The sequence below is a fragment of the Shewanella sp. 4t3-1-2LB genome (genome assembly GCF_017368415.1).
In the GTDB taxonomy this organism is placed as follows: Bacteria; Pseudomonadota; Gammaproteobacteria; order Enterobacterales; family Shewanellaceae; genus Shewanella; species Shewanella fodinae.
In genome coordinates, this window is the sequence record NZ_JAFNJD010000014.1 from 1 (window position 1) to 26231 (window position 26231).

At 48.5% G+C, this 26231-nt stretch carries 20 protein-coding genes, 7 tRNA genes and 1 pseudogene; 16 read left to right on the plus strand and 12 right to left on the minus strand.

Annotated features, from left to right (window positions below):
• Window positions 1-161 (plus strand): annotated as a pseudogene (locus J3L11_RS07035) (IS630 family transposase); the annotation flags it as partial.
• 24 nt (window positions 162-185) lie between these two features.
• Here the strand turns inward: J3L11_RS07035 and J3L11_RS07040 are convergent.
• From J3L11_RS07040 to galU, 4 genes are all read right to left on the minus strand, one after another.
• On the minus strand, window positions 186-602 hold the full coding sequence (locus J3L11_RS07040; RefSeq protein ID WP_207570589.1) for a polymer-forming cytoskeletal protein: 417 nt from the start codon (window positions 600-602) through the stop codon (window positions 186-188).
• Between the two features lie 125 nt (window positions 603-727).
• Complete coding sequence (gene napF, locus J3L11_RS07045) at window positions 728-1204, minus strand: ferredoxin-type protein NapF (RefSeq protein ID WP_207570590.1); 477 nt, start codon at window positions 1202-1204, stop codon at window positions 728-730.
• Window positions 1204-2217 (minus strand): UDP-glucose 4-epimerase GalE, encoded by a 1014-nt coding sequence (gene galE / locus J3L11_RS07050; protein WP_207570591.1) that lies wholly within the window; start codon window positions 2215-2217, stop codon window positions 1204-1206. The genes napF and galE overlap by 1 nt, the downstream gene beginning before the upstream one ends.
• Window positions 2217-3125, minus strand: coding sequence for a UTP--glucose-1-phosphate uridylyltransferase GalU (galU, locus tag J3L11_RS07055; protein WP_207570592.1), 909 nt, complete (start codon window positions 3123-3125; stop codon window positions 2217-2219). Before galU ends, galE begins: the two co-directional genes overlap by 1 nt.
• A gap of 343 nt (window positions 3126-3468) precedes the next feature.
• On the opposite strand from galU, the gene tyrR reads away from it, so the two are divergent.
• The 3 genes from tyrR to J3L11_RS07070 all read left to right on the plus strand — a co-directional run bounded on the left by tyrR (window position 3469) and on the right by J3L11_RS07070 (window position 8002).
• Entirely contained in the window at window positions 3469-5007 is a 1539-nt protein-coding gene (gene tyrR, locus J3L11_RS07060) for a transcriptional regulator TyrR (RefSeq protein WP_207570593.1), read from the plus strand.
• Window positions 5008-5421: 414 nt separating this feature from the next.
• Window positions 5422-7530, plus strand: a complete 2109-nt coding sequence (locus J3L11_RS07065) for a S8 family serine peptidase (RefSeq protein WP_207570594.1) — start codon at window positions 5422-5424, stop codon at window positions 7528-7530.
• A gap of 10 nt (window positions 7531-7540) precedes the next feature.
• On the plus strand, window positions 7541-8002 hold the full coding sequence (locus J3L11_RS07070) for a hypothetical protein (RefSeq protein ID WP_133038644.1): 462 nt from the start codon (window positions 7541-7543) through the stop codon (window positions 8000-8002).
• A 44-nt stretch (window positions 8003-8046) separates the two neighbouring features.
• Here the strand turns inward: J3L11_RS07070 and J3L11_RS07075 are convergent, their stop codons facing one another.
• Window positions 8047-8928, minus strand: coding sequence for a LysR family transcriptional regulator (locus J3L11_RS07075; RefSeq protein ID WP_133038645.1), 882 nt, complete (start codon window positions 8926-8928; stop codon window positions 8047-8049).
• A gap of 145 nt (window positions 8929-9073) precedes the next feature.
• On the opposite strand from J3L11_RS07075, the gene J3L11_RS07080 reads away from it, so the two are divergent.
• Window positions 9074-10327, plus strand: coding sequence for an MFS transporter (locus J3L11_RS07080; RefSeq protein ID WP_207570595.1), 1254 nt, complete (start codon window positions 9074-9076; stop codon window positions 10325-10327).
• On the opposite strand, the gene J3L11_RS07085 is transcribed toward J3L11_RS07080, so the two are convergent.
• The 5 genes from J3L11_RS07085 to J3L11_RS07105 all read right to left on the minus strand — a co-directional run bounded on the left by J3L11_RS07085 (window position 10311) and on the right by J3L11_RS07105 (window position 16668).
• Window positions 10311-11675 carry a sigma-54 dependent transcriptional regulator gene (locus tag J3L11_RS07085; RefSeq protein ID WP_133038647.1) on the minus strand — a complete coding sequence of 455 codons (1365 nt, stop codon included), beginning with the start codon at window positions 11673-11675 and terminating at the stop codon, window positions 10311-10313. The genes J3L11_RS07080 and J3L11_RS07085 overlap by 17 nt on opposite strands.
• A complete protein-coding gene (locus J3L11_RS07090) occupies window positions 11672-13471 on the minus strand; it encodes an ATP-binding protein (protein ID WP_133038721.1) in 1800 nt (599 codons plus the stop codon). Before J3L11_RS07090 ends, J3L11_RS07085 begins: the two co-directional genes overlap by 4 nt.
• 69 nt (window positions 13472-13540) lie before the next feature.
• Window positions 13541-14938: a TRAP transporter large permease subunit gene (locus J3L11_RS07095; RefSeq protein WP_189617437.1), complete on the minus strand. Its 1398-nt coding sequence runs from the start codon at window positions 14936-14938 to the stop codon at window positions 13541-13543.
• Window positions 14935-15591 carry a TRAP transporter small permease gene (locus J3L11_RS07100; protein WP_189617436.1) on the minus strand — a complete coding sequence of 219 codons (657 nt, stop codon included), beginning with the start codon at window positions 15589-15591 and terminating at the stop codon, window positions 14935-14937. The genes J3L11_RS07095 and J3L11_RS07100 overlap by 4 nt, the downstream gene beginning before the upstream one ends.
• Window positions 15592-15639: 48 nt before the next feature.
• Window positions 15640-16668, minus strand: coding sequence for a TRAP transporter substrate-binding protein (locus J3L11_RS07105; protein WP_207570596.1), 1029 nt, complete (start codon window positions 16666-16668; stop codon window positions 15640-15642).
• 393 nt (window positions 16669-17061) lie between these two features.
• Here J3L11_RS07105 and gltX point away from each other — a divergent pair, with 393 nt between their 5' ends.
• The 8 genes from gltX (at window position 17062) to J3L11_RS07145 (ending at window position 19408) form a co-directional block, all read left to right on the plus strand.
• Window positions 17062-18471, plus strand: coding sequence for a glutamate--tRNA ligase (gene gltX, locus J3L11_RS07110; protein ID WP_207570597.1), 1410 nt, complete (start codon window positions 17062-17064; stop codon window positions 18469-18471).
• Between the two features lie 100 nt (window positions 18472-18571).
• A tRNA-Ala gene (locus J3L11_RS07115) sits at window positions 18572-18647 on the plus strand.
• Window positions 18648-18662: 15 nt separating this feature from the next.
• Window positions 18663-18738, plus strand: a tRNA-Glu gene (locus tag J3L11_RS07120).
• A gap of 89 nt (window positions 18739-18827) precedes the next feature.
• Window positions 18828-18903 (plus strand) — tRNA-Glu (locus J3L11_RS07125).
• Between the two features lie 86 nt (window positions 18904-18989).
• Window positions 18990-19065: transfer RNA gene (locus J3L11_RS07130), tRNA-Glu, on the plus strand.
• Between the two features lie 26 nt (window positions 19066-19091).
• Window positions 19092-19167, plus strand: a tRNA-Ala gene (locus J3L11_RS07135).
• A gap of 61 nt (window positions 19168-19228) precedes the next feature.
• Window positions 19229-19304, plus strand: a tRNA-Glu gene (locus J3L11_RS07140).
• Between the two features lie 28 nt (window positions 19305-19332).
• Window positions 19333-19408 (plus strand) — tRNA-Ala (locus tag J3L11_RS07145).
• Between the two features lie 208 nt (window positions 19409-19616).
• Here J3L11_RS07145 and J3L11_RS07150 read toward each other — a convergent pair.
• Window positions 19617-21245, minus strand: a complete 1629-nt coding sequence (locus tag J3L11_RS07150; protein ID WP_207570598.1) for a methyl-accepting chemotaxis protein — start codon at window positions 21243-21245, stop codon at window positions 19617-19619.
• A 350-nt stretch (window positions 21246-21595) separates the two neighbouring features.
• Entirely contained in the window at window positions 21596-23437 is a 1842-nt protein-coding gene (locus tag J3L11_RS07155; RefSeq protein ID WP_278250721.1) for an ABC transporter ATP-binding protein, read from the minus strand.
• 178 nt (window positions 23438-23615) lie between these two features.
• Here J3L11_RS07155 and J3L11_RS07160 point away from each other — a divergent pair, with 178 nt between their 5' ends.
• The 3 genes from J3L11_RS07160 (at window position 23616) to J3L11_RS07170 (ending at window position 26191) form a co-directional block, all read left to right on the plus strand.
• A complete protein-coding gene (locus J3L11_RS07160; protein ID WP_207570599.1) occupies window positions 23616-25148 on the plus strand; it encodes an AlkA N-terminal domain-containing protein in 1533 nt (510 codons plus the stop codon).
• Window positions 25145-25666 (plus strand): methylated-DNA--[protein]-cysteine S-methyltransferase, encoded by a 522-nt coding sequence (locus tag J3L11_RS07165; RefSeq protein ID WP_207570600.1) that lies wholly within the window; start codon window positions 25145-25147, stop codon window positions 25664-25666. Before J3L11_RS07160 ends, J3L11_RS07165 begins: the two co-directional genes overlap by 4 nt.
• 81 nt (window positions 25667-25747) lie before the next feature.
• Window positions 25748-26191, plus strand: coding sequence for a hypothetical protein (locus J3L11_RS07170; protein WP_207570601.1), 444 nt, complete (start codon window positions 25748-25750; stop codon window positions 26189-26191).
• Window positions 26192-26231: the final 40 nt, after the last annotated feature.

Here is a 26231-nt window from a genome sequence, read left to right on the forward strand (position 1 = left end):
CTTGGGTCAACAAGATAGAGCGCTTATGGTTGGCACTACATGAAACGGTAACCCGTAATCACAGTTGCCGAAACATGCGGGAACTTCTTGGCAAGGTATGGCATTTTATGGAAACCGTTTCGCCTTTTCCCGGCAACGGACACGGCATCGCGAAAATGTAGCAGTATTCGGATCAGCTATTTAGATTATTGTGGTTGTAATTCGATTTCGCTTAATGTGTTGTTTTTATTTGTATTATTCTTGTTATTAAGCTTTTGTAGCAGATTTACTTCATCCTTGACTCTCACCCCGACAAATTGGCCTCCGTCAAAGATTTCCATACTCTTGCTGGCAACTTCACCTTCGACGCTGCCGGTGCCCGTAATCACCAGACGTTCACATTTTAAGTTGCCCTTAAATACGCCAGATACCTTTAATTCATGGCAGCAAAGCTCGCCATTAATTAATCCTTCAGATTCGATAGTGATCTGTTGTTCAGAGTGCACTTTTCCAAACACTGAACCACCTATCAGTGCATTCCCGGTGAATTCTGTTTCACCGGTAATATTGCAGCCTGAGGCAATATAAGTTATTTCACCCATTTTCTTATTTTTACCAAACATCGCGGGAATCCTTTAACCGTGATTGACATCGCTGTTGATGGTATAGGGAAAATGGGTTAAGCAAAACCACAAAGATTTGACGCCTGACAGAAAAAGTCACTAGTTCGATAATTATTGGTTAATCATTAATTACTAATGGTAATAGCGTTTACCGGACAAGCGGCCACACAAGCGCCACAGCCTGTGCATTGCGCCGTTGCCAGTTGTGGCGTTGCGATACCTCCGCTTTGAGGGATAAAACTGATGGCGGATGCATCGCAAAAGTCCTTACAGCTTTGACAGGCGACGCCTTGATAAGTCAGACAGTATTGCTGAAATGTAACTGTCAGTTGCCACGGTTTCAGCGCGGTATTGCTAAAGACAGGTTCTGGACAGACTACGGCGCATTGACCACAAAAACTGCACTCGGCCTGTTGGAAGTCAATTTCTGGAAATCCCGCCGCCCCTTTGATCAGTACGCCAGTCTCACAAACGTCAACACACTTACCACAACGGCTGCAATTGTCCGTAAAGTCGGCTTCCGGGACACTCCATGGCGCGCGAAGCTTAGTTACCGCTGCGGAATGTGCGGTAAATAAACGCCGGCGCGATGGATCAACCATTAACTTTGGTATCCATTTGGGTTGAGTGACTGCCAACGCCAACTGGAATCCACCATATCCTGCAATGTGTGGGTCGCTTGCCAGCCGAGTTCCTGTAAGGCATACGTTGGATCGGCATAACAGGCGGCCACATCGCCGGGGCGGCGGGGGGCTATCTGGTAAGGAATCGATTTGTCACAGGCCTTTTCGAAAGCATGTAGCATATCCAGTACGCTGTAACCTTGTCCGGTTCCGAGATTGTAAGTCACCAATCCTGGGCGAGTTTGCAGTTTTTGCAATGCTTTGACATGACCTAGCGCCAGATCAACTACGTGGATATAGTCTCTGACCCCCGTACCATCAGCTGTTGGGTAGTCGTTGCCAAATATACTGAGTTTGTCGCGCTTACCGATGGCAACCTGGGCGATATAGGGCATCAGATTGTTAGGAATGTCATTGGGATCTTCACCAATCAAGCCACTCTCATGGGCACCAACTGGATTAAAGTAACGAAGGCGAGCGATGTTCCATTGAGGGTTCGCTCGTTGAAGGTCTGCCAGAATATTTTCGACCATCAATTTCGACTGCCCATAGGGGTTGGTGGCGCTGGTGGGAAAATCTTCTCGGATTGGTAGGCTGGCGGGGTCGCCATAAACAGTTGCTGAAGAACTGAAAACCAGATTGCGCACCCCAGCTTCCTGCATCACTTCACAAAGCACTAACGTACCGCAGACATTATTTTGGTAATATTTCAATGGCTTGGCGACTGATTCGCCGACCGCCTTCAGCCCGGCAAAATGGATAACTGCGTCAAACTGATGGTCGGCGAAAATCTTCTGCATCAGCGGTTTGTTGAGAATATCACCTTGATAAAACTGCACCGTTTTACCAGTTAATTGCTCCACCCGGTGTAATGATTCCACAGAGGAGTTGCAGAGGTTATCAACGACGACGGCATTTATGCCTGCATTTAACAGCTCTACCAAGGTGTGACTACCAATATAACCTGCACCGCCGGTGACCAGCACGTTCATTAATCCAGTCCCTTCACGAATTGTTTCAGATAGCAGACAAAATCTTTACCGAGTTCACGGTGGCGTACCGCATGTTCAATAATTGCCTGCATATAGCCTAGTTTATTACCGCAGTCATGACTTTTCCCCAGCATGTAGTAGGCATTAACTTGCTGCTGTTGCATCAACATAGCAATGGCGTCTGTCAACTGGATTTCTCCACCGGCACCACTGGGTGTTTTGGCCAATAACGACCAAATTTCTGCAGGTAATACATAACGTCCAACGACCGCCAGATTAGAAGGCGCTTCGTCAATGCCAGGTTTCTCAATCAATTCTGCCAGTGGTACCGAACCCCCTGGTTTTATGTCCTGACCGTTGACATCGGCAATACCATATTGATCGACCATATCCGCAGGCACACCTTCTACCATGATCTGGCCATTGGCGGTTTCGCCATAGAGTTTGACCATTGCCGCTAGATTGTCCTGCTTGAGGTTGCAACTGGCTTCATCAATCAGCACATCAGGCAGCAATACTGCAAAGGGATTATCTCCCACCACTGGTTTGGCGCACAGGATGGCGTGACCAAGCCCTTTGGCTTCAGCCTGGCGTACACTGATAATGGTGACATCTTTGGGGCAAATAGACTGAACTTCATTCAACAACTGACGTTTAACACGCCGTTCGAGCTGGGCTTCCAACTCAAAACTAGTGTCAAAGTGGTTTTCAATGGAGTTTTTACTCGCATGGGTTACCAGAACAATCTCTTTGATACCTGCTTCGATGGCTTCGTTAACCACATATTGAATTAACGGCCGATCAACCACGGGTAACATCTCTTTAGGAATCGCTTTGGTTGCCGGCAGCATACGCGTGCCCAGGCCGGCAACAGGGATAACTGCTTTACGAATAATACTTGATTTCATAGGCATCCTTTTCCTTTTTTGATAGGCCATCTGAAAGGTATTCATTGTAAACAAACAGCGGATAAATGCTACGTGAATCACGAGGGGATTGTGCGGCTTTTAACTTGAGTAACCAGAGATTAACCAGTCCTCTGCATCGAGATAAAATTGTTAACAGAAAACGGTGTAGGGAAAACTGCCACGTAAATAAGACATACATCGGTTATTTATCAATACACTGTAAAGAAGACTTGCCACCTTGTTCAGAACCCTCTAACTTAGTATCCGCATTTGAGCGCCGTATGGCTTATATGCACAGAATCCCACAAGCACATACAAAACATAAAAAGGGACAGCAGTCGTTATGCGTCTGGAAATCAGTTGTCAGGACAGAGTCGGTTTGGCCAAGGATATTTTAAGTGTGCTGGAAACCTACGGCATCAATCTGATGTCAATTGATGCCAGCAATAAGGGCTTTTTCTTTCTGCAATTTGCTGATGTGCCATTCGATGTACTAAGTGCCCTAATGCCGCAGATCCGCAAAATTGAGGCGGTATATGATGTCAGAACCGTCGCCTTTATGCCGTCTGAGCAGGAACATTATGCGTTGCAAACGCTGCTTAAGACATTGCCTGATGGCGTATTTTCGCTAGACGCCAAAGGCCGAATCCGTATCGCCAATGATGCTGCCCAGTTCATGCTAGGAATGCAGCTTCACGAAGTTCTGGATGAATCATTGAATCATTGGGTTCAGGGATTCAATTTTGGGCGTTGGCTCAGCGAACCTCAGCTGTTACCCCAGGCGGCCAGGGTGCGTATCGGTAATAGTGAATATTTGGCAGAGATGCTGCCCGTGATGCTACCTGATGGCGAAGGAAGTGAAATTCGTGCCGGGGCAGTGGTCACATTAAAAAGTCCGGCACGGGTCGGCCAACAGTTCAATGCGCTTCAAAGTCAAAACAAGGGCTTTGCTAATGTCTTGGCGGTGAGTGAACGGATGCAGCAAGTCTTGAAACAGGCCGAACGGATGGCGCAGTTGGATGCGCCGCTACTGATCACCGGAGAAACCGGCACTGGCAAAGAGATGATGGCAAGAGCCTGCCATGATGCCAGTATGCGCCGTGAAAAATCATTTGTGGCCATCAACTGCGCTGCCATTCCCGACAGTGCGGTGGAAGATGAACTGTTTGGCTACGTCAGTCACGGTAAGTTGATGAAGCGAGGTTTCTTTGAAGAAGCACAAGGCGGAACTGTGTTTCTTGATGAAGTTGCTGAAATGTCGGCAGCAGCACAGGTGAAGTTACTGCGGTTATTACAAGATGGCAGTTTCCGCCGGGTTGGCGGGGAAGAGGATATCCGGCCTGATGTCCGAATTATCTGTTCAACACAGGAAGATCTCGCCGCCCGCTGTCAACAGGGACAATTCCGGGAAGATCTATACTATCGTATCCATGTACTGGCGTTTCATTTACCCGCGCTGAGGGAGCGGAAAGTCGATATTCTGCCGCTCGCCGAGATGTTTCTAGCACATTATTGCGCGCAGTTGTCATGTCCGGTAAGGCGGATTTCCGCAAAATGCCGCAGTTTCATGCAATCTTATGCTTGGCCGGGCAACGTGCGGCAACTTAAAAATGCCATCTTCCGCGCCGTATCCATGTGGGATGGGGCAGGGGAACTCTCGGTCGAGCAGTTAAAGTTGCCTAGTTATGATGAAGGGCAAGGATATTTTGATCAGCAGTTTGAAGGCACGCTAGAACAGGCAATGAAGCAGTATGAAGCGAATTTACTGCGGCGTTTATATCCTGCCTACCCATCCACACGGCAATTGGCGAAAAAACTGGGTGTATCTCATACGGCCATAGCTAATAAACTGCGAGATTACGGTATTAATAAAGAACCTTAATCGTAGGACGTTATATATGTGAAACGGCGACTCACAATCGAGGTGTCATCTTTCGAATGCTGTTTTACCTTGATGTAGAAAAGGCTAATATGTAACTTTTTGTTTCTGTTGCTGCATATATTATTTTATATTTTTTCTTTTTTATTTCAGTTCTTTAAGCGGTAATCAATGCTAATTGTTTATACAGTGAGTTAAATAGACGTCATAATTTCAATTTATAAAGGTTGTTTTTTAGGCAAGCTATTGACTTGTTGTGTTGCTGTTTTGTTTTTTTGTGTTAAAAATGTTTCTTTCTTGTTTTCAATATATCCAACAATAACAGATAACAAGAACCATGGAGTAATAATAAGCCAACATTGCACCTCATGGATGTTTTATTCCATAGGTGACTTATTACCAGAAGGAAACTGAAGTATGCGCAAGTCATTAATCGCGCTTAGCGTTACTGCTGCAATATTAGCGGGATGCGGAAGCGATAATAAAACCCCTGAGACCGTCAATACACCACCACAAAGTACTGATGTTGCCTATGATGTCGCCCAATCTATGGATTTGTCTGGGCAGCTAGAAGGCTCTGATGCTGAAGGTGGTCTTAGTTTTTCTTTAGTTGATCCTGCAGACGTTAAGCTAGGGACGCTTACCATCACTAATCCGTCCAGTGGCGCTTTTACCTATCGCAGTGATGCAATGGAAGGCACCGAAGTTGTGCGGTTTAAAGTCAGCGATGGTCAGTATGAGTCAATTTCTACCCTCACCATTAATATCACTGGCGGCGATCCTTTATATGCATATCAATGGCATCTGAAGAATAACGGCCAAAATGCTTTTGCTGCAAATCGTGGTATCGCAGGTGAAGACATTAATGTGGCGGATGCTATTGCCTCTGGCGTCAAAGGCCAAGGTGTCGTTGTAGCTGTTGTCGATGATGGTGTGGAAATCAGTCATCCAGACCTAGCTCCTAATATTGTGTCCGGTGGCTCCTATAACTTGATTACCGGAACTGTTGATCCTACACCTTTTTCTGACGGCGCAGCTCATGGCACCGCAGTGAGCGGCATTATAGCTGCTGCCGGATGGAATGGCATTGGTGGACGTGGGGTTGCTCCTGAGGCAAAAGTGATTGGATTTAACTTTCTCGACTCAGATCCAACCGGAGCCGTAAGTAGTGTGCAGACCTTTGAGAATTTTGCTAAGTCTCATGGCGCGAGTGCTTACAGTGATTATGCTCGGGTGTTCAATCAAAGCTACGGCTACAATGTGCCATTTCCTCATACATTCGATGAAGATGAGAACGATGTATACGGTGATATTGCGCAAAATAGTGCTGATGGAAAAGGCAGTATTTTTGTGAAGTCTGCAGGCAACGGTTATAACTATTATAGCTGGTCTGGATATTATTGGTTACCGGGCGATTATTTTGATGTCAGCGGGAATGAGAAGGCCAATTTAGGACTGCCCTTCCATAACGCTAACATGTCGACCGATAATGCTAACGTGTTTAATTTAGTGGTATCTGCGGTGAATGCTAAAGGTGAGTTATCTAGCTATTCTTCTGTTGGGTCTAACGTATTTGTGACAGCCCCTGGAGGGGAATATGGTGATGATGATCCTGCTATTGTCACCACTGACCGTGCAGGTTGTGATAAAGGATGGACTGTTACCGACGATAGACCTGCTACCCCCTTTGCTGGCGGCCAGCACCCGCTCAATTTAACGTGTGATTATACCTCTGAAATGAATGGAACCTCATCTGCAGCACCGAATACATCAGGGGCTGTTGCCATGATTATGAGTGCCAATCCCTCACTGAGCTGGCGTGATGTGCGTTATATCTTGGCTTCAACAGCTACAGAAATTCAGCCTGATATCGCCCCTGTCGAAGTGCCTGTCGGCTCTGGTGACTCGGCGGTAGAGTACGATGCAATTCCGAGCTGGATAAAAAATGCTGCGGGGTTCCATTTCCATAACTTTTACGGATTTGGCCGCGTGGACGTAAGTGCCGCTGTAGCAGCTGCCAAAAATTATACTCAAGATTTAGGTAGTTATATCATCACTGATTGGCAGTCTCACGAAAACTTAGAGAAATCTATTCCAGACGCGAGTGTTTCGGGAGCATCTGATGGCATTGAGATTGCTGATGATATGGTGATCGAGGCCGTTCAGATAGAAGTCAGTGCAGATCATCTCCGATTGCCGGATCTGGCGGTAGAGTTGATTTCACCTTCAGGTACCCGCAGCGTCGTGATGACACCATACAATGGCATGGTATATCAGGGTGTTATGGATCCTAGCGATCCTACTGATTATGTGCCTGGATTTGAAAATACACCTATGCTGTCCAACGCCTTTTATGGTGAGAGTACGAAAGGAACGTGGACGCTGAAAGTGATTGACGTTAATAGCGGAGATTACAGTTTTATTCTATATCCAGTTCAATACGTTGATATTCCTAACGAGTCTCAAGGCGTGCTGAAGGGATGGTCCATTCGGTTCCACGGACATAAAGTGGCTTCAGCCTCTTAAGGAGTGAGAGATGAAAATATCGAATATGATGATTATCGGACTTGGGTTGCTTTCAACTGCGGCATTGGCAGCCAAGTTACCTGAGGCAGCGATGGGAAGTAAAACATTAAAGCCTGGCCTAAAAGCGGAATTTATGGATAGCGCTTATAACGGTCATTACTATGTGAAGAGCAAAACAGGTGTCCAAAAAGCTTCTCGTCTGAGTAAAGGCGAGCAGCTAGTAACCGCGAGCGGCGCGCCCTTAGCTGTTCTGACTGGCAAGTTGGTGGTTAAGCTACAGCCATCGGTGAATGTTTCTTCATTTGCGGAACGTTATGGCTTGCGGTTGGATTGGCAAGGTGCTGACAACTTAGTATTGCTAGCAGCGAAATCAGATGCTGATTTGTTATCTCTGATCCAACAGGTGACACAAGACAGTCAAGTCATCAGAGCAAAACTGGACCATGCCACAGATAAGCAAGTCCCTATGTAGTTGCTAATATCAATTATTGAGATAGGCCTTGGGATTCCCAAGGCCTATTTGTTTTCCAGCAGAAATGCAACAAACGCTTGATCTGCCTGACTTAATGGACGTTGTTTTTTCCAGGCAATATGTAGTTCCAGATAGACAGGTGGTGAAAAGGGCAACGCGAGGATACCGTCTTTGGCGGTGATCACCATTTCCAGCACGGTGGTGATGGCATAGCCCTGATTAACCACCTGTTTGATAAGATTGATAAGATTGGTTTCAAAGGCAATTTTGGGGTTCAGCCCCAGTTCCTCCGCTTGTTGCAGGATCCACTCCCGATGATAGTAACCACGTTTGAACATCACCAATTCATGCTGGAAGAATTGTTCGAGCGTGACACTGGTTTGCTCTGCCAATGGATGATCTAGTGATGTGGCAACCACCATTTGTTCGTTGATCAGTAGCTTTGAATCAAATTCTGGCTTGAGATCTTGTGCGGTAATAATGGCTATATCAACTTCTTGCTGTTCCAGCATGCGCAGTGCATCACGAGTTCCCCCTTCAAATAGCGATAGTTTCAGTCCAGGGTATTTATGGCGAAATGCCATCAGGCGGCTGGGTAGGTAGAAGGAGCCTAACATGCCTGGTACAGCGACCCGTACTTCGCCGAGGGACAACTGTGCCATTGAGCGAATATGACTTTCAGCCTGCTGCACCTGTTTCAGAATAAGCACCGCATGTTGGTGCAGCGTTTCGCCCTCTGCTGTGAGCTTTAAACCGCTATCCTGCTTGCGTTGACTGCGATCAACCAGCGTAACCCCCAGCGATTGTTCAAGGCGTTTGATACTTTGGCTGAGTGCTGGTTGTGCCATGCTGAGCTTTTCGGCTGCCCGGGTAAAACTGCCATAGCGCACCAAGGCATCAAGATGTTTTAGCTGTTTAATATCCATCCACGGTATCCATTTTTTATAGAGGAATACTTGTGATTTAGCATAACAAAAATCAATGGATGTCATATATTTTATCTATTATTGTTATGTGTGTGGGCATGCTAGTCTTATGTGAATTCAATAAAAGTTTGAGGTGTGTCACATCATGGGTGAAAACGCGCTGGCACGCATGTCCCGCGATAATCGCTTAATTTGGGCGTTATGTGTGGCTTCCATCGTCATTTACATCAACTTATACATGATGCAAGGGATGCTGCCGCTGATTGCTGAACGGTTTCAGGTGTCGGCGGCGCGCTCGACGTTGGTATTGTCCGTGACCAGTTTTACCTTGGCGTTTTCGCTGCTGATCTATGCCGTAGTTTCGGACCGTATTGGGCGTCATAAACCTATTGTCTGGAGCTTGTGGGCGCTAGCTTTGTCCAACTTGTTATTGATCTATATCCGCAGTTTTGATGGGTTGGTGGCGGTGCGGTTGCTGCAAGGCGTTTTGTTGGCATCGTTGCCGGCTATTGCTATGGCCTATTTTAAAGAGCAACTGCAGCCGCAGACCATGCTGAAAGCCGCGGCGGTTTACATCACCGCCAATAGCTTCGGTGGTATCGTCGGCCGTTTGCTGGGTGGCGTATTGTCACAATACTTTGACTGGCAAAGTGCCATGTGGGTGTTACTACTGGTGAGTTTGCTGGGGGTAGCAGTCACTAACTGGCTGTTACCCAGTGCCCGCAGTGCAGCAAAACGAGAGCATCGGATGCGACGCTGGCAGTTCCGACAGGAAGGACGTATTGATTTGCGCGGATTTCTGCGGCATTTACAGGACAACCAGATGCGGCTTGCTTACATCATCGGTGGTGTGACTTTTATGATGATGGTGAATCAGTACAGCTTTATCCAGTTACGGTTGATGGCGGAACCTTATTACTGGAGTCGTTTCCAGGCGACGCTGATCTTTTTATGTTATTCCAGCGGGACTATCGCGTCTTACTTCACTGCTAGGTGGATAACCCGTCACGGGCAGTTGCCGTTATTTAAGATGTCATTAGTGCTGATGCTGGCGGGGACTTTGCTGACGTTGCTGGAAAACCAGGTCACTATCTGTATTGGCTTTTTGCTCAGTAGTTGTGGTTTTTTTGTGACTCACAGCTGTTGCAACTCTTTTGTGGCGATGCGCGCGAACCGCCATCGAGCTAAGGCAACATCACTATATTTGTGTTTTTATTATTTTGGCGCGGCAATGGGCGGCCCTTATCTGATGATGTTCTGGCATCATAGTGCTTGGCAGGGGATTGTTGTGGGCTCCCTGTTATTGCTCGTGGTGATTGCTGTTGCGGTCTGGCGGCTCGGTAGTGCGCAGCGACACAGCCTTAGCTCACCGCCGCAGTTGGCTAAAGTTCATCATTGATGAAGTCTTTTCGCTCAAGCCCATATTTACGCATCTTGTCATAAAGGGTTTTGCGGGGCAGTTCCAGTTGCTCCATGGTGTGCTTGATAGAGCCCTTGTTGTGATTGAGCGCGTCCTCAATTAACAGCCGTTCGAAAAATTCCACTCGCTGTGTCAGCGACATGCCGCTGTGCAGTCGTTCATCACTACTCATAGCACCGAATGCCGCATCGCTTCCCAACAGTACGTAACGTTCTGCCAGATTGCGCAGTTCCCGTACATTGCCGGGCCAGTCATAGGTACTCAGTCTTGCCGCATGAGCGGTATCTAATGCGATCACCTCTTTGTGGTATCTGGCTGAGGCTATCCGTGCGAAATGCAGGAACAGTAGTGAAATATCCTCGCGCCGCTCCCTCAATGGAGGAATTTCAATGGTGACTAAATTCAGTCGATAGAACAGATCATGGCGGAATTCGCCCTTGTCACACAGCGCCTTAAGATCAACTTTGGTGGCGGCAATGATGCGAATGTCCAGCTCGATGCTTTTGTTGGAACCCAGACGCACTACTTTTCGGTCTTCTAACACTCGCAGCAATTTGACCTGTAATGACATCGGCGTGCTTTCGATTTCGTCGAGAAACAGGGTGCCGCCGTTGGCATACTCGAATTTGCCAATACGGGTTTTGTCTGCACCAGTAAAGGCACCTGCTTCAGCGCCAAATAACTCACTTTCGATAATCGTTTCTGGAATGGCACCACAGTTGATGGCCACAAAATTAGCGGCATTGCGTGGGCTGTGATCATGTAAATAGCGGGCAACCAGTTCTTTCCCTGTACCAGTTTCGCCATGCACCAGAATATCAGCTGGGGTGTCCAACACCTGATGAATAACATGGCGCATCTGCCGGATCCCCGGACTGTTACCTAGAATCCTCGGCCCCGGCAGGCTTTGTGATTGCAACTCCTGTTTCAGTTTGCGATTTTCTAACGTCAACGCACGTTTTTCCAGTGCGCGTTGCACGATGTCCAGAATATGTTCATTGTTAAATGGCTTTTCTAGAAAATCATAAGCGCCTTGTTTTACCGCGCTGACGGCCATGGCAATGTCACCAAACCCGGTAATTAGAATCACCGGAATATCAGCATCTTGCTGTTTTATTTGCTGCATAACGCTGATGCCATCCATCCCTGGCATGTTGACATCGGTGATGACCACGCCCATCCAGTTGCGATCGAGTGATTTCAAGATCTCCTGCGGTTGCGTGGTGGCTTTGGCCGTAATACCTTCCAATTCAAACAACTGGGTTAGCACAGTACCAATATGGGGCTCGTCATCTAGGATAAGGACGGTATAAGCATCATGACTCATACGTTTTCCTCCGCCGGACACAACGGCAGTAGGATCTTGAACTCGGCCCCCCCATCGATAGCATTGGCAACGGTTATGCTGCCGTTCATGGATTCAACAATTCGTCGTGAGATCGACAGCCCCAGGCCCAGTCCCTGGCGTTGAGAGGTGGTGAAATAGGGCTCAAAAATCTTTTCCATTTGACTTTCATTTACTCCGGGGCCGGAATCACGGATTTGGATGCAAAGCTGTTCTCCGGCACTAATGGTAATGGTGAGTTGTCGCGTTGGCGAATGCTGCATGGCCGTTATCGCATTACTTATCAGGTTCACCAGTACCTGTTGTAACCGTACTTTATCACCAAAAAAGCGTAATGGGGCATCGGGTAGTTGTAACTGTAGCTGAACTTGCTGTTTTTCAATTTCCGGGGTGACGATGGTGAGGGCATCTTCGACGGCCACTCGCAAATCAGTGAGTTTGTCTTGTCCTTTAGTCTTGCGGGTAAAGCTTTTAAATTGCGCGACAATTTCCGCCAGTCTGTCTGCCAGACTGATAATAGTGGCAAGATTCTCCTGCGCTTTCTCCTGCATATTGCGGGTCAACAGGGTTTGCGTGTTTTGCGCATAGCTACGCAGCGCCGCCAGCGGTTGGTTGATCTCATGGTTGATACTGGCAGAAAGACTGCCAATAACGGTCAGTTTGGCAGCTTGTACTAATTCGTCCCGTGTTTCCTGCAACTTGTCATTGGCATCTTGTAATTCGCGGGTACGCTCCTGTACTCGTTGTTCCAGTAGTTGTTGGGCTTGCTGCATCCGCCGCATATTTTTGCGGCGTTCGAGGCTGAAAAGTAACCCCAACGCCGCCAGCAGGTACAGACAAGCGGATAGCATTAACAGTGGTGGCAGCGATGTATACAGTGGCTTCACGGGGGTCATCACATGGACATTCCAGCCGGCTTTGGTCATTTCGCTGCGCGTATCTATATACTGTGCTTTGCCGCTGTCATTGGGAATTTGATAGATCGGTGTTTTTTCTGAATGCTCAAATGGTGCATAGGGCGGTTTAAGCGTGAGCGCACTGATAATACGGTTAGCATAGCGGCGGCTTTTGTAGATAATCTGCTGACTGTTGTCATCCAGTGGTACCAGCGATTTTAGGCGCCAACTTTCTATGCTGGCAACAAAGATCACCTGATCATCACCACTGATAGCAAGTTCATATTGGCCCGACTTTGCCAGACCGGTGAGTTGCGCTTCGATATCGGCAATATCCACTTTCACAACAATAACCCCCAGGATTTCGGCTTTTTCCTGAATAGGGTAAGAAAAGTAAAAACCACGGGTATCTGACGATGTTCCCACGGCATAGTAGCTGCCTAAACGACCCGCTACTGCTTCGGTGTAGTAGGGTCGAAAAGCATAGTTTTGACCAATGAAGGAATAGGGTTTCTGCCAGTTACTAGCAGCAACGGCATCACCGTTTTTGTTGAGTAAATAGATGTCTGAGGCTTCGGTGACATGTTGAATCTCTTCAAAATAGCGATTGATGTGCTGAATTTCCGTATGATCATCACTGTGGCGTAAAGCCTTGGCCAACAGTGGGTTAGTTGACAGCACATGCGGAATACTCTCATAGCGGATCAAGGCACCATCGATGAAGTTGATCACTTCTTCGAGTTGTCGGCTAGCCAACGGTAATGCGCGGGAAAACCCTTGCTCCAGATGGTACCAGTAAGTCAGTCTAAGAGTTATAAATAGCCCGCTAATCAACAAGATGCTGATCAGCAGACGTTTACGCGTGGAAGATTGCGTTTGCATTTCCGGCCATTGCCCTGAATCACGGCGAGTCTGGCCTAGACTCGCCGATACTTCATGATTTTTCAAGGGCTAAGGGTTACGCAGGCTGTCAAGAAATTCTGGCAGTACCAAGGATACCTGCGGTACGTATGTGATAATGATTAAGAAGCCCAGTAGTAATAGTAACCACGGCAGACAGGCCTTAATCACCCAGCCGATACTGCGGTTGGTAATTCCCGACGTCACAAATAGGTTGAGCCCCACTGGCGGCGTCAGCATCCCAATCTCCATGTTGACGACCATGATGATCCCTAAGTGGATCGGATCAATCCCCAGTTTGACGGCTATCGGGAACAGAATTGGTGCCATGATCAGCAAAATGGCCGATGGCTCCATAAAGTTACCAGCCGCCAGTAGCAACAGGTTAACGATGATCAGAAATCCCCAGGCAGGTAGGCCCCAACTCACGATAGTTTCGGCAATGTGATGGGGGATGCGTTCAGTGGTCAGCACATGGGCAAACAGCATCGCGTTACCGATGATAAACAACAGCATTATGGATACTTTAGCGCCGTCACGGACCACTGTGCGTATCTCTTTATCCGCGGGAGTTTTGAGCAAGCCAAGCAGCATATGCCACAAGTTTCGCACAATCGCGACAGGTAGGGCTTCTCCAGGATTACGCCACGCCACGTTCTTCAGCGGTCCGATGTCGCGATAGCCAAATACGGCGACCAGGTAAGCGTAGATACAAGCGACAGCGGCGGCTTCGGTTGGGCTGGCAACACCGCCATAGATAGAACCCAGGACGATGACAATCAGCATTAAGCCGCCCATGGCCTTGGCCAAGGAAATCGATAGTTTGCCAAAACCCGGGAAGGGCTGTGAGGGTAACCCTTTGATCCTCGCCGTGATATAAATGGCGATCATCAGCAAACCGCCCATCATCAAGCCAGGAATTAATCCTGCCATGAACATTCTGGCTGCAGAAACTTCCGTGGCGGCGGCATATACCAACATCACGATGGATGGCGGAATGAGGATCCCGAGCGTCCCCGAAGTAGTAATAACCCCTGCGGCGAATTTCTCTGGATAACCCGCGCGTACCATGCCCACGATCACTATTGAGCCGATGGCGGCAACGGTAGCCGGAGATGAACCGGAAACGGCGGCAAACAGCATACAAGCCATTACCGAAGCCATCGCTAGACCACCACGAATATGGCCGACACTGTCCATGGCAAAGTCGATAATGCGCCTAGCAACACCACCGGTTGATAAGAACGCAGACGATAAAATAAAGAACGGGATCGCCAACAGGGTATAGTGTTCTGAAGTCGATGCGTACAGTTTCAATGCAATTGAGGCCAGCGAGTCATTGGAAAATAACAGGATGGTCAGCATGCTGGAAAAACCCAGCGCAATCGCAATTGGCATTCCAAGCAGCATGCAGAGAAACAATGTGATAAACAGCGTGGCAATTGTCATGGCTTCACCTGCGGATCTGAATGGTTATGGTCAGGGGCATTACCGTTGTCAGTTGCATCATCCGCTAACTGCATGCTTTCCTTGGCTTCATCGTGAAAACTGAACCCTAAAGATTGGTTACGAATAATGGCAATAAACAGCTCGATAAAGCGCCAGGTCAACATGGCAAAACCAAACAATAGAATACTTTGTGACATCCACAGTGGCACGCGCGGGTCTTCTACATCGATGCGCCAGGTATCCCACACCTTGTCAGCGTCGAGACCAGCCATCCAGGCATGGGGAAAACTGATATCTTCCATGGGCACGCCAGTGGTATACATCTGTTTGAGGTAATCCCAACTGCCAATCAGGAACAGGCTGCAGTACACCAAGCAGATGGCGACGGCCACCAGTGCGGTATATTTACGGGTTTTTTGTGGCAGGTTTTTAACAAAAGCATCAACCCCAATGTGGGCTCCCACTTTGACACCGTAAGACATGCCAAACAGTACAAACCAGCCAGCAATTGTCAGTGTCAGCTCCTGCATCCACAGAAAACCAACGTTAAAGAAGAAGCGGGCAATCACTTCCACAAAGACCAAAATGGTCATGGCAGAAATCAGTACGTTGAGAAAGCCCTCTTCGAAGTAGGCAAAAATTCGCGATAACATAATCCGTCCCCAGTGGGAAAAGGGGGCAAGTTTTGCCCCCGGACAACTTTACTGGTTGGCTGATTCAGCGGCTGCAATCGTTTCTTTACCGATCTGATCTTCGAATTTTTTCCACACAGGTTTCATCGCATCGACCCATGCCTGACGTTGCGCAGGTGTCAACTCAACCACTTTGGATTCTTTTGAGTCGATAATCGCTTGGCGATCTTCCGCATTTTTGTCGGCCGCCATTTTGTTACCGTAAGCAATAGCTTCATCCAGACACTCTTTGATCACTTTGCGTTTGTCTGCTGGCAAGCTTTTCCAGAAGGTATCGGAAGTGACGACCATATAATCCAGTACCCCGTGGTTACTCTCGGTGATATAGGATTGCACTTCATAGAACTTCTTCGAATAGATATTGGACCAAGTGTTTTCTTGACCATCGATGGCTCGGGTTTGTAACAGCGTAAACACTTCAGAGAACGGTTTTTTCACCGCCATCGCATTGAGGGTTTCAAATTGCGCCGCCAGTACATCGGACGCCATTACACGGAATTTCTTACCGGAAGCATCTTTCGGTAATAACAGCGGTTCGTTCGCAGAAAACTGCTTCATGCCGTTATGCAGGTAACCAATGCCCACAATGCCTTTGCGTTTCATGGAACTCAGTAATTTCTGGCCTTCATCACTTTGCTGGAAACGTTCTACCGCATCCATATCTTTAAACAGGAAGGGCAGATCGAACAACTGCAGTTTTTTGGTATAACGTTCAAATTTGGATAACGACGGTGCCACAAACTGCACATCATTGAGCAGCAACGCTGCCAGTTCGTTGTTATCGCCGAAGAGCTGTGAGTTAGGGAAAACACTGACTTTGTATTCACCCGGCAACCGCTGCTCCACCAATTCTTTGAATTTGAGTGCTGCCTGGCCTTTAGGTGTATTTTCTGCAACTACGTGGGAAAACTTGATTTCTACTGGCTCAGCCACCGCTAGGAAGCTGGCGGTCATAACGCTGCCTAATAACGCCAGCTTGGCCAGTGTCTTTAATGGCTGAGACCAATTATTGAGGTGCTTGGTACTTTTTATAGTCATCGTTTTAATCCTTCTGAATTATAAGTTTTTGCAGATACGAGCCCCATAAATACGTATCTGGACCCGGGAAAACAGCTTTATTTCCCAATGGTTGCCCTGACTAAAGGCAAGTTGTGCGCCAATTTGTTTACTTTTACGTAACCTATTGGTTATTCAAGTGTAGATTGTTTGATATGGATCACGCGTAAATGTTAGGTGTGTGAGAAATGGCTCACATTTAAAGTGAAGATGGGTGGATTTCCGCCTATTGGTGCCAGCGAAGACATCAACGGCGGCGATTATGCAAGGTGATGCTTTACTCTTTCCCCCTAATGTCTAGGGCTGTTAGAATAGACGCTCTTTTTTCACTCGCCTGTGAACAGGCTCCTTACTCAATAAGGTTTGTGTTCGATTATGACCATCAAGACGCGTTTTGCTCCTAGCCCAACCGGCTATTTACATGTGGGCGGTGCCCGTACAGCTCTTTATTCCTGGCTTCACGCCCGGGCCAATAAAGGTGAGTTTGTACTGCGTATTGAGGATACGGATCTGGAGCGTTCAACTCAGGCAGCAGTGGATGCCATTCTTGAAGGTATGGAATGGCTTGGCCTGAATTGGGACGAAGGCCCTTATTACCAGACCAAGCGTTTTGACCGTTACAATGAAGTGATTGCAAAACTGCTGGAAGAGGGTAAAGCCTATAAGTGTTACTGCTCAAAAGAACGTCTTGAGGCGTTGCGAGAAGGGCAGGCCGCTAAAGGTGAACGCCAGAAATATGATGGCTGCTGTCGTGATGCTGCGCCCCGCGACACCGATGAGCCTTACGTCATCCGCTTTAAAATGCCCCAAGACGGCAGCGTAGTGTTTGATGACCACGTTCGTGGCCGCATTGAAATCGCCAACGAAGAATTAGATGACCTGATCATCGCTCGCAGCGATGGTACACCGACGTATAACTTCTGTGTGGTGGTGGACGACTGGGATATGGGGATCACTTGCGTTATCCGTGGTGAAGACCATATCAACAACACCCCGAAACAGATCAATATTCTAAAAGCGTTGGGAGCCCCCATTCCTGAATATGCCCATGTGTCGATGATCCTCGGTGATGACGGTGCCAAGTTATCAAAACGTCATGGCGCGGTTAGTGTGATGCAGTATCGTGACGATGGCTATCTGCCTGAAGCACTGCTGAACTATCTGGTACGTTTGGGTTGGTCTCATGGTGACCAGGAAATTTTCTCTCTCGATGAGATGGTGCAGTATTTCAAATTGGACGACATCAACAAGGCGGCATCTGCCTTTAACACCGAAAAACTGCAGTGGCTGAACCAGCATTACATCAAGTCTTTAGACCCTGAATATGTGGCGGGTTATCTGCAATGGCATATGCAGGATCAGCAGATTGATACCAGCAACGGTCCAACGTTGTCAGCGGTAGTGACTGCATTGGCGGAACGCAGCAAGACATTAAAAGAGATGGCTGAACATAGCCGCTACTTCTATGAAGATTTTGCGGAGTTTGAAGAAACCGCCGCTAAAAAGCATTTGCGTGGTGTAGCGTTAGAGCCGTTAAAACTGGTGCAACAAAAGCTGGCAGCATTACCGGAATGGACCCAGGAAGCGGTGCATCAGGCGATTGAAGAAACGGCTGCGGAACTGGATGTTGGTATGGGCAAAGTGGGCATGCCACTGCGAGTGGCTGTCACTGGTGTTGGTCAGTCTCCATCATTAGATATTACGCTGTTTCTTATCGGAAAAGCGCGCTGCGAGCAAAGAATCTCCAAAGCGGTTGAATTTGTAGCAGCCAGATTAAATTCCTAAAAAATGCGTTGACACATTTGGGTGTGCTGCATAGAATGCGCCTCGCACTTGAGACATGGGTGACAGTTCGTCGTAGCATGCTCAAATGTTCAAGAGATTCGGGGTTATAGCTCAGCTGGGAGAGCGCTTGCATGGCATGCAAGAGGTCTGCGGTTCGATCCCGCATAGCTCCACCAATTTCTTGGTCCAGGGTCCCCTTCGTCTAGAGGCCTAGGACACCGCCCTTTCACGGCGGTAACAGGGGTTCGAATCCCCTAGGGGATGCCAATTTCATTGATACAGCCTTATATCGATGGAATAAAAGAGTCAGCAGGTTTTATACCGCCTCAAGAAACAGAGTAAAGTTTCAGTCCAGGGTCCCCTTCGTCTAGAGGCCTAGGACACCGCCCTTTCACGGCGGTAACAGGGGTTCGAATCCCCTAGGGGATGCCAATTTCATTGATACAGCCTTATATCGATGGAATAAAAAAGTCAGCAGGTTTAACCGCCTCAGGAAATAGAGTAAAGTTTCAGCCAGGGTCCCCTTCGTCTAGAGGCCTAGGACACCGCCCTTTCACGGCGGTAACAGGGGTTCGAATCCCCTAGGGGATGCCAATTCCGATATTCGGAATACGAATTTCGGGGCTATAGCTCAGCTGGGAGAGCGCTTGCATGGCATGCAAGAGGTCTGCGGTTCGATCCCGCATAGCTCCACCAAGTATTCAGTTTGTGCCAGTTGCATGAACTGCTCCGGTAGCGGAGAGAAACACTTTCCAAGGTCCCCTTCGTCTAGAGGCCTAGGACACCGCCCTTTCACGGCGGTAACAGGGGTTCGAATCCCCTAGGGGATGCCAAATTCACTTCCATCGGGAATATGAATTTGGGGCTATAGCTCAGCTGGGAGAGCGCTTGCATGGCATGCAAGAGGTCTGCGGTTCGATCCCGCATAGCTCCACCACTTAATTAAAGCCGCCTAATGGCGGTTTTTTTGTGCCTGCAATTTTCTGAATATCGTTTCGTCGGTCTTAAGCGCTAACGCGAGACTCGGGAGAAGTTCTGCCTCACCGTTATTTGTGGCATCCTCTCGCTAACTGCATGGCAGTTAGCGTATGTTGATTTCAGCTAACTGATCCTCGTCACATCACGTCCCCTCAGTGGGATATTAGCTAGAACTGAAAACGGCAGACTAAATCTTTCAGTCGTTGCGCCAATTGCTGTAATTCATTACTGGCGGTTGCCGTTTTATTGGCCCCATCGGTAATCGTGGACGAAGCACTTTGAATATTATTGAGATTTTGGTCTACTTCTCTGGCGACCGCTACCTGTTCTTCTGCGGCGCTAGCGATTAATAGTGTGCGTTGACTAATATCTTTAATCTGCGAGGCGATTATCTCAATACTCCCTCGTGTCGCTCGAGCGTTCTCCTCCATTGCCTGAGCTTGCTGATGGCTCTTTTGCATGGCGTCTGCAGCTTGGCGAGATTCTTGCTGCACTAACCTGATGCTCGATTCAATCTCTTCGGTGGAATTTTGTGTTCGTAGCGCCAGTGTGCGCACCTCATCAGCCACTACGGCAAATCCACGGCCTTGATCGCCAGCCCGTGCCGCCTCAATGGCGGCATTTAAGGCCAGCAAGTTAGTTTGCTCCGCAATCGCGCGAATAACATCCAGCACCTTACTGATGTCATCAACCCTATGTGCTAAAGCACTGGAAAGTTGATTTGAACGGGTGATCTCTTTACCTACTGCGACTATCTGTTCGGTGGTTTGTGCAACCTGGGCGAAACCATCTTGCACAGACGATTCTGCTTTCTCTGTCGCGTCAGAGGTGGACTGCGCATTAAGTGCAACCTCTTCTACCGCGCTGGTCATTTCTGTTACTGCGGTCGCGGCGGATTGAATTTCACCATTTTGGATATTAAGTTCTTGTCGGTTAGCATCGGTTTGTTGATTCAACAACAAAGCCGCATTGGAAAGTGCTGTCGATGCGTTAGATATTTGGCTAATGGTATCTCGCAATTGCTGCTGCATATTTTGCATGGCACGCATCACTGCGGCGGGTTCATCAGAACCTTCATCGTTGATGACATGATTAAGATTACCTTCGGCTACCGCTTCTGCACCGGCGACAGCTTCGGCCAGTGGTCGCACAATGCTGCGAGTAAATATCACACTGATCACGCCCATGACGGCAAAACTGAGCAACAGCACAATGCCTATGGCGGTCATGGCAAACTCGTAACGCATATCGCCAGCGTCACTGGCGTTAGCCGCGCCTTTATTGTTGAATTCGATCATCGCCTGCAACGCTTGTTCAAGTTCTTTGGCGGTAGGCTCCATATCCATTAATTTGGAAAAGGCCTGCTGCGTCAGGTTTTGCTTTGAGATGACTAAAAATTCATCATGTTGTGCTAGATAATGTTGTTTTGCCTGGGAATAACGCTCAAATAGTCGCTTTTCTTCATCAGAATTGGGATCGATCAGCTGTTGATATTGTTTTTCAGACTTTTCGATATCTTGCATGATCGCGACAAATTGCTGCTCGGTCGCACGCATATCTTCTTCTCTGGACTGCTGTACGTGGGTAAATTCCGCGACGCGTAATTTTTGGGTGAGGTATAGCAACGCCGAGTTTTGTCGTACACTCGGTAACCAGTTTTTGTTGATTTCAGTTGACGCGTTATTGAGCAGATTCATCTGTTGCACAGAAAAAACAGCCATCAATATCATAATGATTGCAATCAAACCGAAGCTTACACCAGCACGCCAAGCAATTTTCATTTTACGCCAATTCATGTTGACTTTTTTTTTTTGCGGAATTGTGATGGGAAAAGTGTAGCAAAGGCGCAAAATTTCAACGGTGTTTGTGCAGATTTTTGGCAACTCTTGGTACACATCCGTTAGTCAGTGTTTGACCGGACAATTGATATGCTATGTGCGGTACGTTTCAGACAACTGATGCTGTGTCATAGGGTATGAATTCTGTGAGTCGGCGAACGATATTAGCTGTTATCGTGAGATTATCTTCTCCGGCGAGGGCGCCCCAGGCGCTGCGGTTGTTGGGGCGCTCACTTTAGCTATTTGGATAAGGCGCTATTGCGCCAACATAGGTCATGATGTGTCTGCAAGCTGTCGTATGGTTGAATCTAATCGACCCCGAGGAAACCACCGGTCTGATGGGCCCACAAGTGCGCATAAATGCCGTTGTGTTGCAGCAGTTGGTGGTGGGTTCCCTGTTCAACTACACGCCCTTGATCCAATACTATCAACCGATCCATCGCCGCAATGGTGGATAGCCGATGCGCAATGGCAATCACCGTCTTGCCTTCCATCAGTTGATAGAGACTTTCCTGAATGGCGGCTTCGACTTCTGAGTCCAGTGCGGAAGTGGCTTCATCTAAGATCAAGATAGGGGCGTCTTTTAGCAATACCCGAGCGATAGCGATACGCTGGCGCTGACCTCCGGATAGTTTCACGCCGCGTTCCCCTACCTGAGCATCAAGACCGCAGTTTCCCTTGGGATCAGTGAGGGTGGTAATGAATTCCCGAGCCTGCGATTTTTCAATCGCTTGCAGTAACTCGTCTTCGGTAGCATCCGGGCGGCCATAGAGGATGTTTTCCCGAATCGAGCGGTGCAGCAAAGAGGTATCCTGCGTCACCATACCGATATTGGAGCGTAATGAGTCCTGGGTGACATCGCGAATATTCTGTCCATCAATACAGATGCTTCCATCTTCAACATCATAGAATCGCATCAACAGGTTGACCATTGTGGATTTACCCGCGCCAGAACGGCCCACCAGACCGATCTTTTCGCCGGGTCTGATATGCAAATCCAGATTGTTCAGCACCCCACATTGTTCACCATAATGGAAATTGACGTGATTGAAGTCGATAGCACCTTTGGCGACAAGTAAGGGGGTTGCGGCTGGTGCATCAGTTATTTTCGTGGGCTGCGACAGTGTGTGCATGCCATCCGTCACGGTACCAATATTTTCAAACAGCGCACTGACTTCCCACATGATCCACTGCGACATCCCGTTAAGTCGCAACGCCAGACTGACGGCAATGGCAATCGCCCCTACGGTGATGGCGCTACCCATCCACAACCAAATCGATAACGCGGCAACGGTAAATGCCAGCAGGTAATTGAGCACTTGCACGCTGACATTGATGCCGGTGACTAGGCGCATCTGGCGGTACACAGTGTCGAGAAATCCGCTCATACTTTTGCGGGCGTAGTCTGCTTCCTGATGGGTATGCGCAAATAACTTCACTGTGGCGATATTGGTATAGCTGTCGACGATGCGACCTGTCATGGTCGAGCGGGCATCGGCTTGTTCGCTGGCAACACGTTTCAGTCGTGGGACAAAATACCACTGCAGACAAACATAACATAGCAGCCACACCATCATCGGCAACATTAGCCGCCAATCGGCGCGAGCCATCATCACCACCATTGAGGTAAAATACACTAGGATATACACCAGCACATCCAGCAGCTTCATTACGGTCTCGCGAATAGCCAGAGATGTTTGCATCACTTTGGTTGCTATGCGTCCGGCAAAATCGTTTTGGTAGAAGGCAACACTTTGTTTAAGTAAATATTTGTGGGCTAACCAACGCACCGACATTGGATAATTACCCAGTAGGCTCTGGTACACAATCAATGCATGGGCTAGCGTTAACAGTGGGATCAGTACCAGCACCATCAGTGTCATACCGAGCAGTTTGCTGCCTTCTTGTTGCAGTAACGTGTTGGGATCTTTACTCACCAGCCAGTCAACCAGTTGTCCCATAAAGCCAAACAGTGAGACTTCCAGCACTGCCAGTGATGCTGTTAGTAACGACATGATGATAAGCGGTTTTTCAAAGCCGCGAGTATAGTGGCGACAAAACGCCAGTAGTCCTTTAGGCGGCTGCGGCGGATCGATATCTGGCAGCGGATTAGTCCAGCCCTCAAAAATACTAAACAGCTTTTGGATCATAGTGTTTTCTTCATTAATGTCAGTGGTCATAGCATACCCTATTTATGGGTAGACCGGCATGAGCTGATGGCGGCCACCTTGTCATGAATAATCTCATCAATTGAGTTCCGTTTTCCGCTAGTCACCTTTGCCGCGGTTGGGTAATCTGGCACATAACTGCTGACTTCTGGCCGAACTTATGAGTATTTCTTGCTTATCTCCTGCAATTTGCCGCCAGGCGCGCCTCAGCCGTGATCCTCGTTTTGATGGGCGTTTTTTTGTGGGGGTACACAGCACCGGTATCTATTGCCGCCCAGTGTGTCCGGCAGTCAGTGCTAGCGAACGCAATGTGCAGTATTTTGCTAGCGCAGCCGCTGCGGCTGCGGCCGGTTTAAGACCTTGCTTACGTTGTCGTCCCGAGAGTGCGCCTGGTTCCAGCGCCTGGCGTGGAACGCGCACGACGTTGGAACGCGCCATGCGTTTGATAGAGCAGGGCGCACTCAATGGTGATACATCGCAGGCCGTTGAGCAGTTGGCTCAGCGATTGGGGATCAGTAGCCGCTGGTTGCGTAAATTATTCAATGACGCATTAGGCACTTCACCGCTGCAGTACGCTATTTATTGTCGGTTACTGTTTGCCAAACAGCTGTTGCACGAGACAAGCATGCCAGTGACGCAGATAGCGCTAGCTTGCGGGTTTAACAGCATACGGCGTTTCAATGAAGTCTTTCAGCAGCGATTGCAACTACCACCAACAGCCATCCGGCATTGCTCATCAACGGAAACGTCTCAAACCCACATCACGCTTTTTCTAAGCTACCGGCCTCCCTATGCCTGGCAGCAACTGCGGCACTTTTTGCAATGGCGTTCAGTTGCAGACATGGAGTGGTTTGAACATCAAGGCCAACAAGGATATGGTCGCACACTGAGAGTGAGACAGTTGCAACAACAACTTCGCGGTTGGTTTTTTGCGGTGGATGAGCCCAAGCAGCACAGATTCCGAGTAGAAGTGGCGCTGGTTGCTGAAGACAGTTTGGCCTTGCTGCCGATGTGGTTGCAGTGTCTGAGGCAGATACTGGATCTAGATGCTGAACCTGCGGTGATCCACGGCAGATTGTCAGCATTGCAGCATCGGTTACCAGAGTTGCAACTGCAACCGGGATTGCGGTTGCCAGGTTGCGGCTCAGTTGCTGAAGCGGGTATTAGGGCAATATTGGGGCAGCAGGTCAGCGTGAAACAAGCCACCAAGTTGCTGAGACAACTACTGCAACAAACGGGAGAGAACTTACTGATAAATGGGCGGCATTGTGTATTTTTCCCGGAGCCTACCGCCTTGACCGATGAACTTTGTGCCACATTGCCGATGCCACAAAGTCGCCAGCAGACCTTGCTGCGGCTCGCTCGTTACCTGCAAACTGCCGACACACCTATGTCGCCCGATGAGCGACCATTAGCGGATTGGCTAACACTAAAAGGTATCGGACCGTGGACGGTTGCCTATGCGGCTATGCGTGGTCTTTCTGCTCCTGACATATTGCTAAGTGGTGATTTGGTTGTCAGAAAACAGTTACTGCAACTGTTACCGGACCCAGCAGTAAAGATTGAAGTTGCTCTGCAGCAGATTGCCACAATGGCAGCACCTTGGGGTAGCTATCTGACGTTAAATCTTTGGCAGCAAGCGGTCGCAGACGACACCTGTAACGACAACCGTAGGAGTAATATTGAAGCATGAATAACCTGATACTGACTATGGCACCATCACCACCGCTGGCGGAACTGACCATTGACTCGCCCTGTGGCCCATTGTGGTTAGCCGCAAGTGGTATGGGATTAACTGACCTTAGACCCGTTGCCGCGAAAAAGGCGCTCACCGTTACGGCTGAATCAGCGCAGATGCGGCAGGCGCATCAGCTTTTACAGCAAGCCGCTGAACAACTGCAACAGTATTTTGCGGGGAAACGACGTGACTTCAACGTACCGCTGGCACCCGCGGGCACTCAGTTTCAACAACGGGTCTGGTCTCAGTTATTGCAGATCCCTTATGGTGAGGCTTGCAGTTATGGCGAGTTGGCACAACGCATACAGCAGCCTAAGGCCGCACGGGCGGTTGGCAGTGCTAACGGCGCTAATCACATCGCAATTATTATTCCCTGTCATCGCGTAATAGGAAAAAACGGGGCTTTGACCGGTTATGCCTGGGGTCTGACAATGAAACAGCAATTACTGGCATTGGAGGCCGCTGAAGCGTAAATTTTTGCTGAATATCACCGATTACGAATAAACATTGCGGTATTGTCGTTGCCGATATTTCAGTGGCTCTGTGGTAAAAACGTGGAACTAATCTGGTTAAATGACAATGTCGCATCGTTAATGATGACGCCGCAGGTAGCGTTACCCGCGCTGATGCATGAGCATCAATTGTTGGCACTACTGCAATTACAGCCTTCTTCGACCGCCGTGTCTGCCAGCGTGGCGGCATTGCAACTGCCATTACCCATTCACTTAACGCCGGACGAAGCATTACTGCAACAGTTGGCACAGTTATTACCGCAAGCCCTCAGTTTTGCCGCGCAGCAATTGCAACTCGGACATAAGCTGTTACTGACGGCGGCAGATGCTGGTTTGCTGGGCGTAATGATGGCAGAATTGTTGGCGAGTGACGGAGCGGCACCTGTGCACGCTGTGGCGCAAGTTCGCTCCATCTACGATGCTGCTTTTGCTGATGACGGTTGGGACCAATTTGTTTTTGATGTGCTTTATCGTCTTCAAGGATAAAAAATCAAACTTGTGCACGAGATCCTACTGCTAGAGCGCC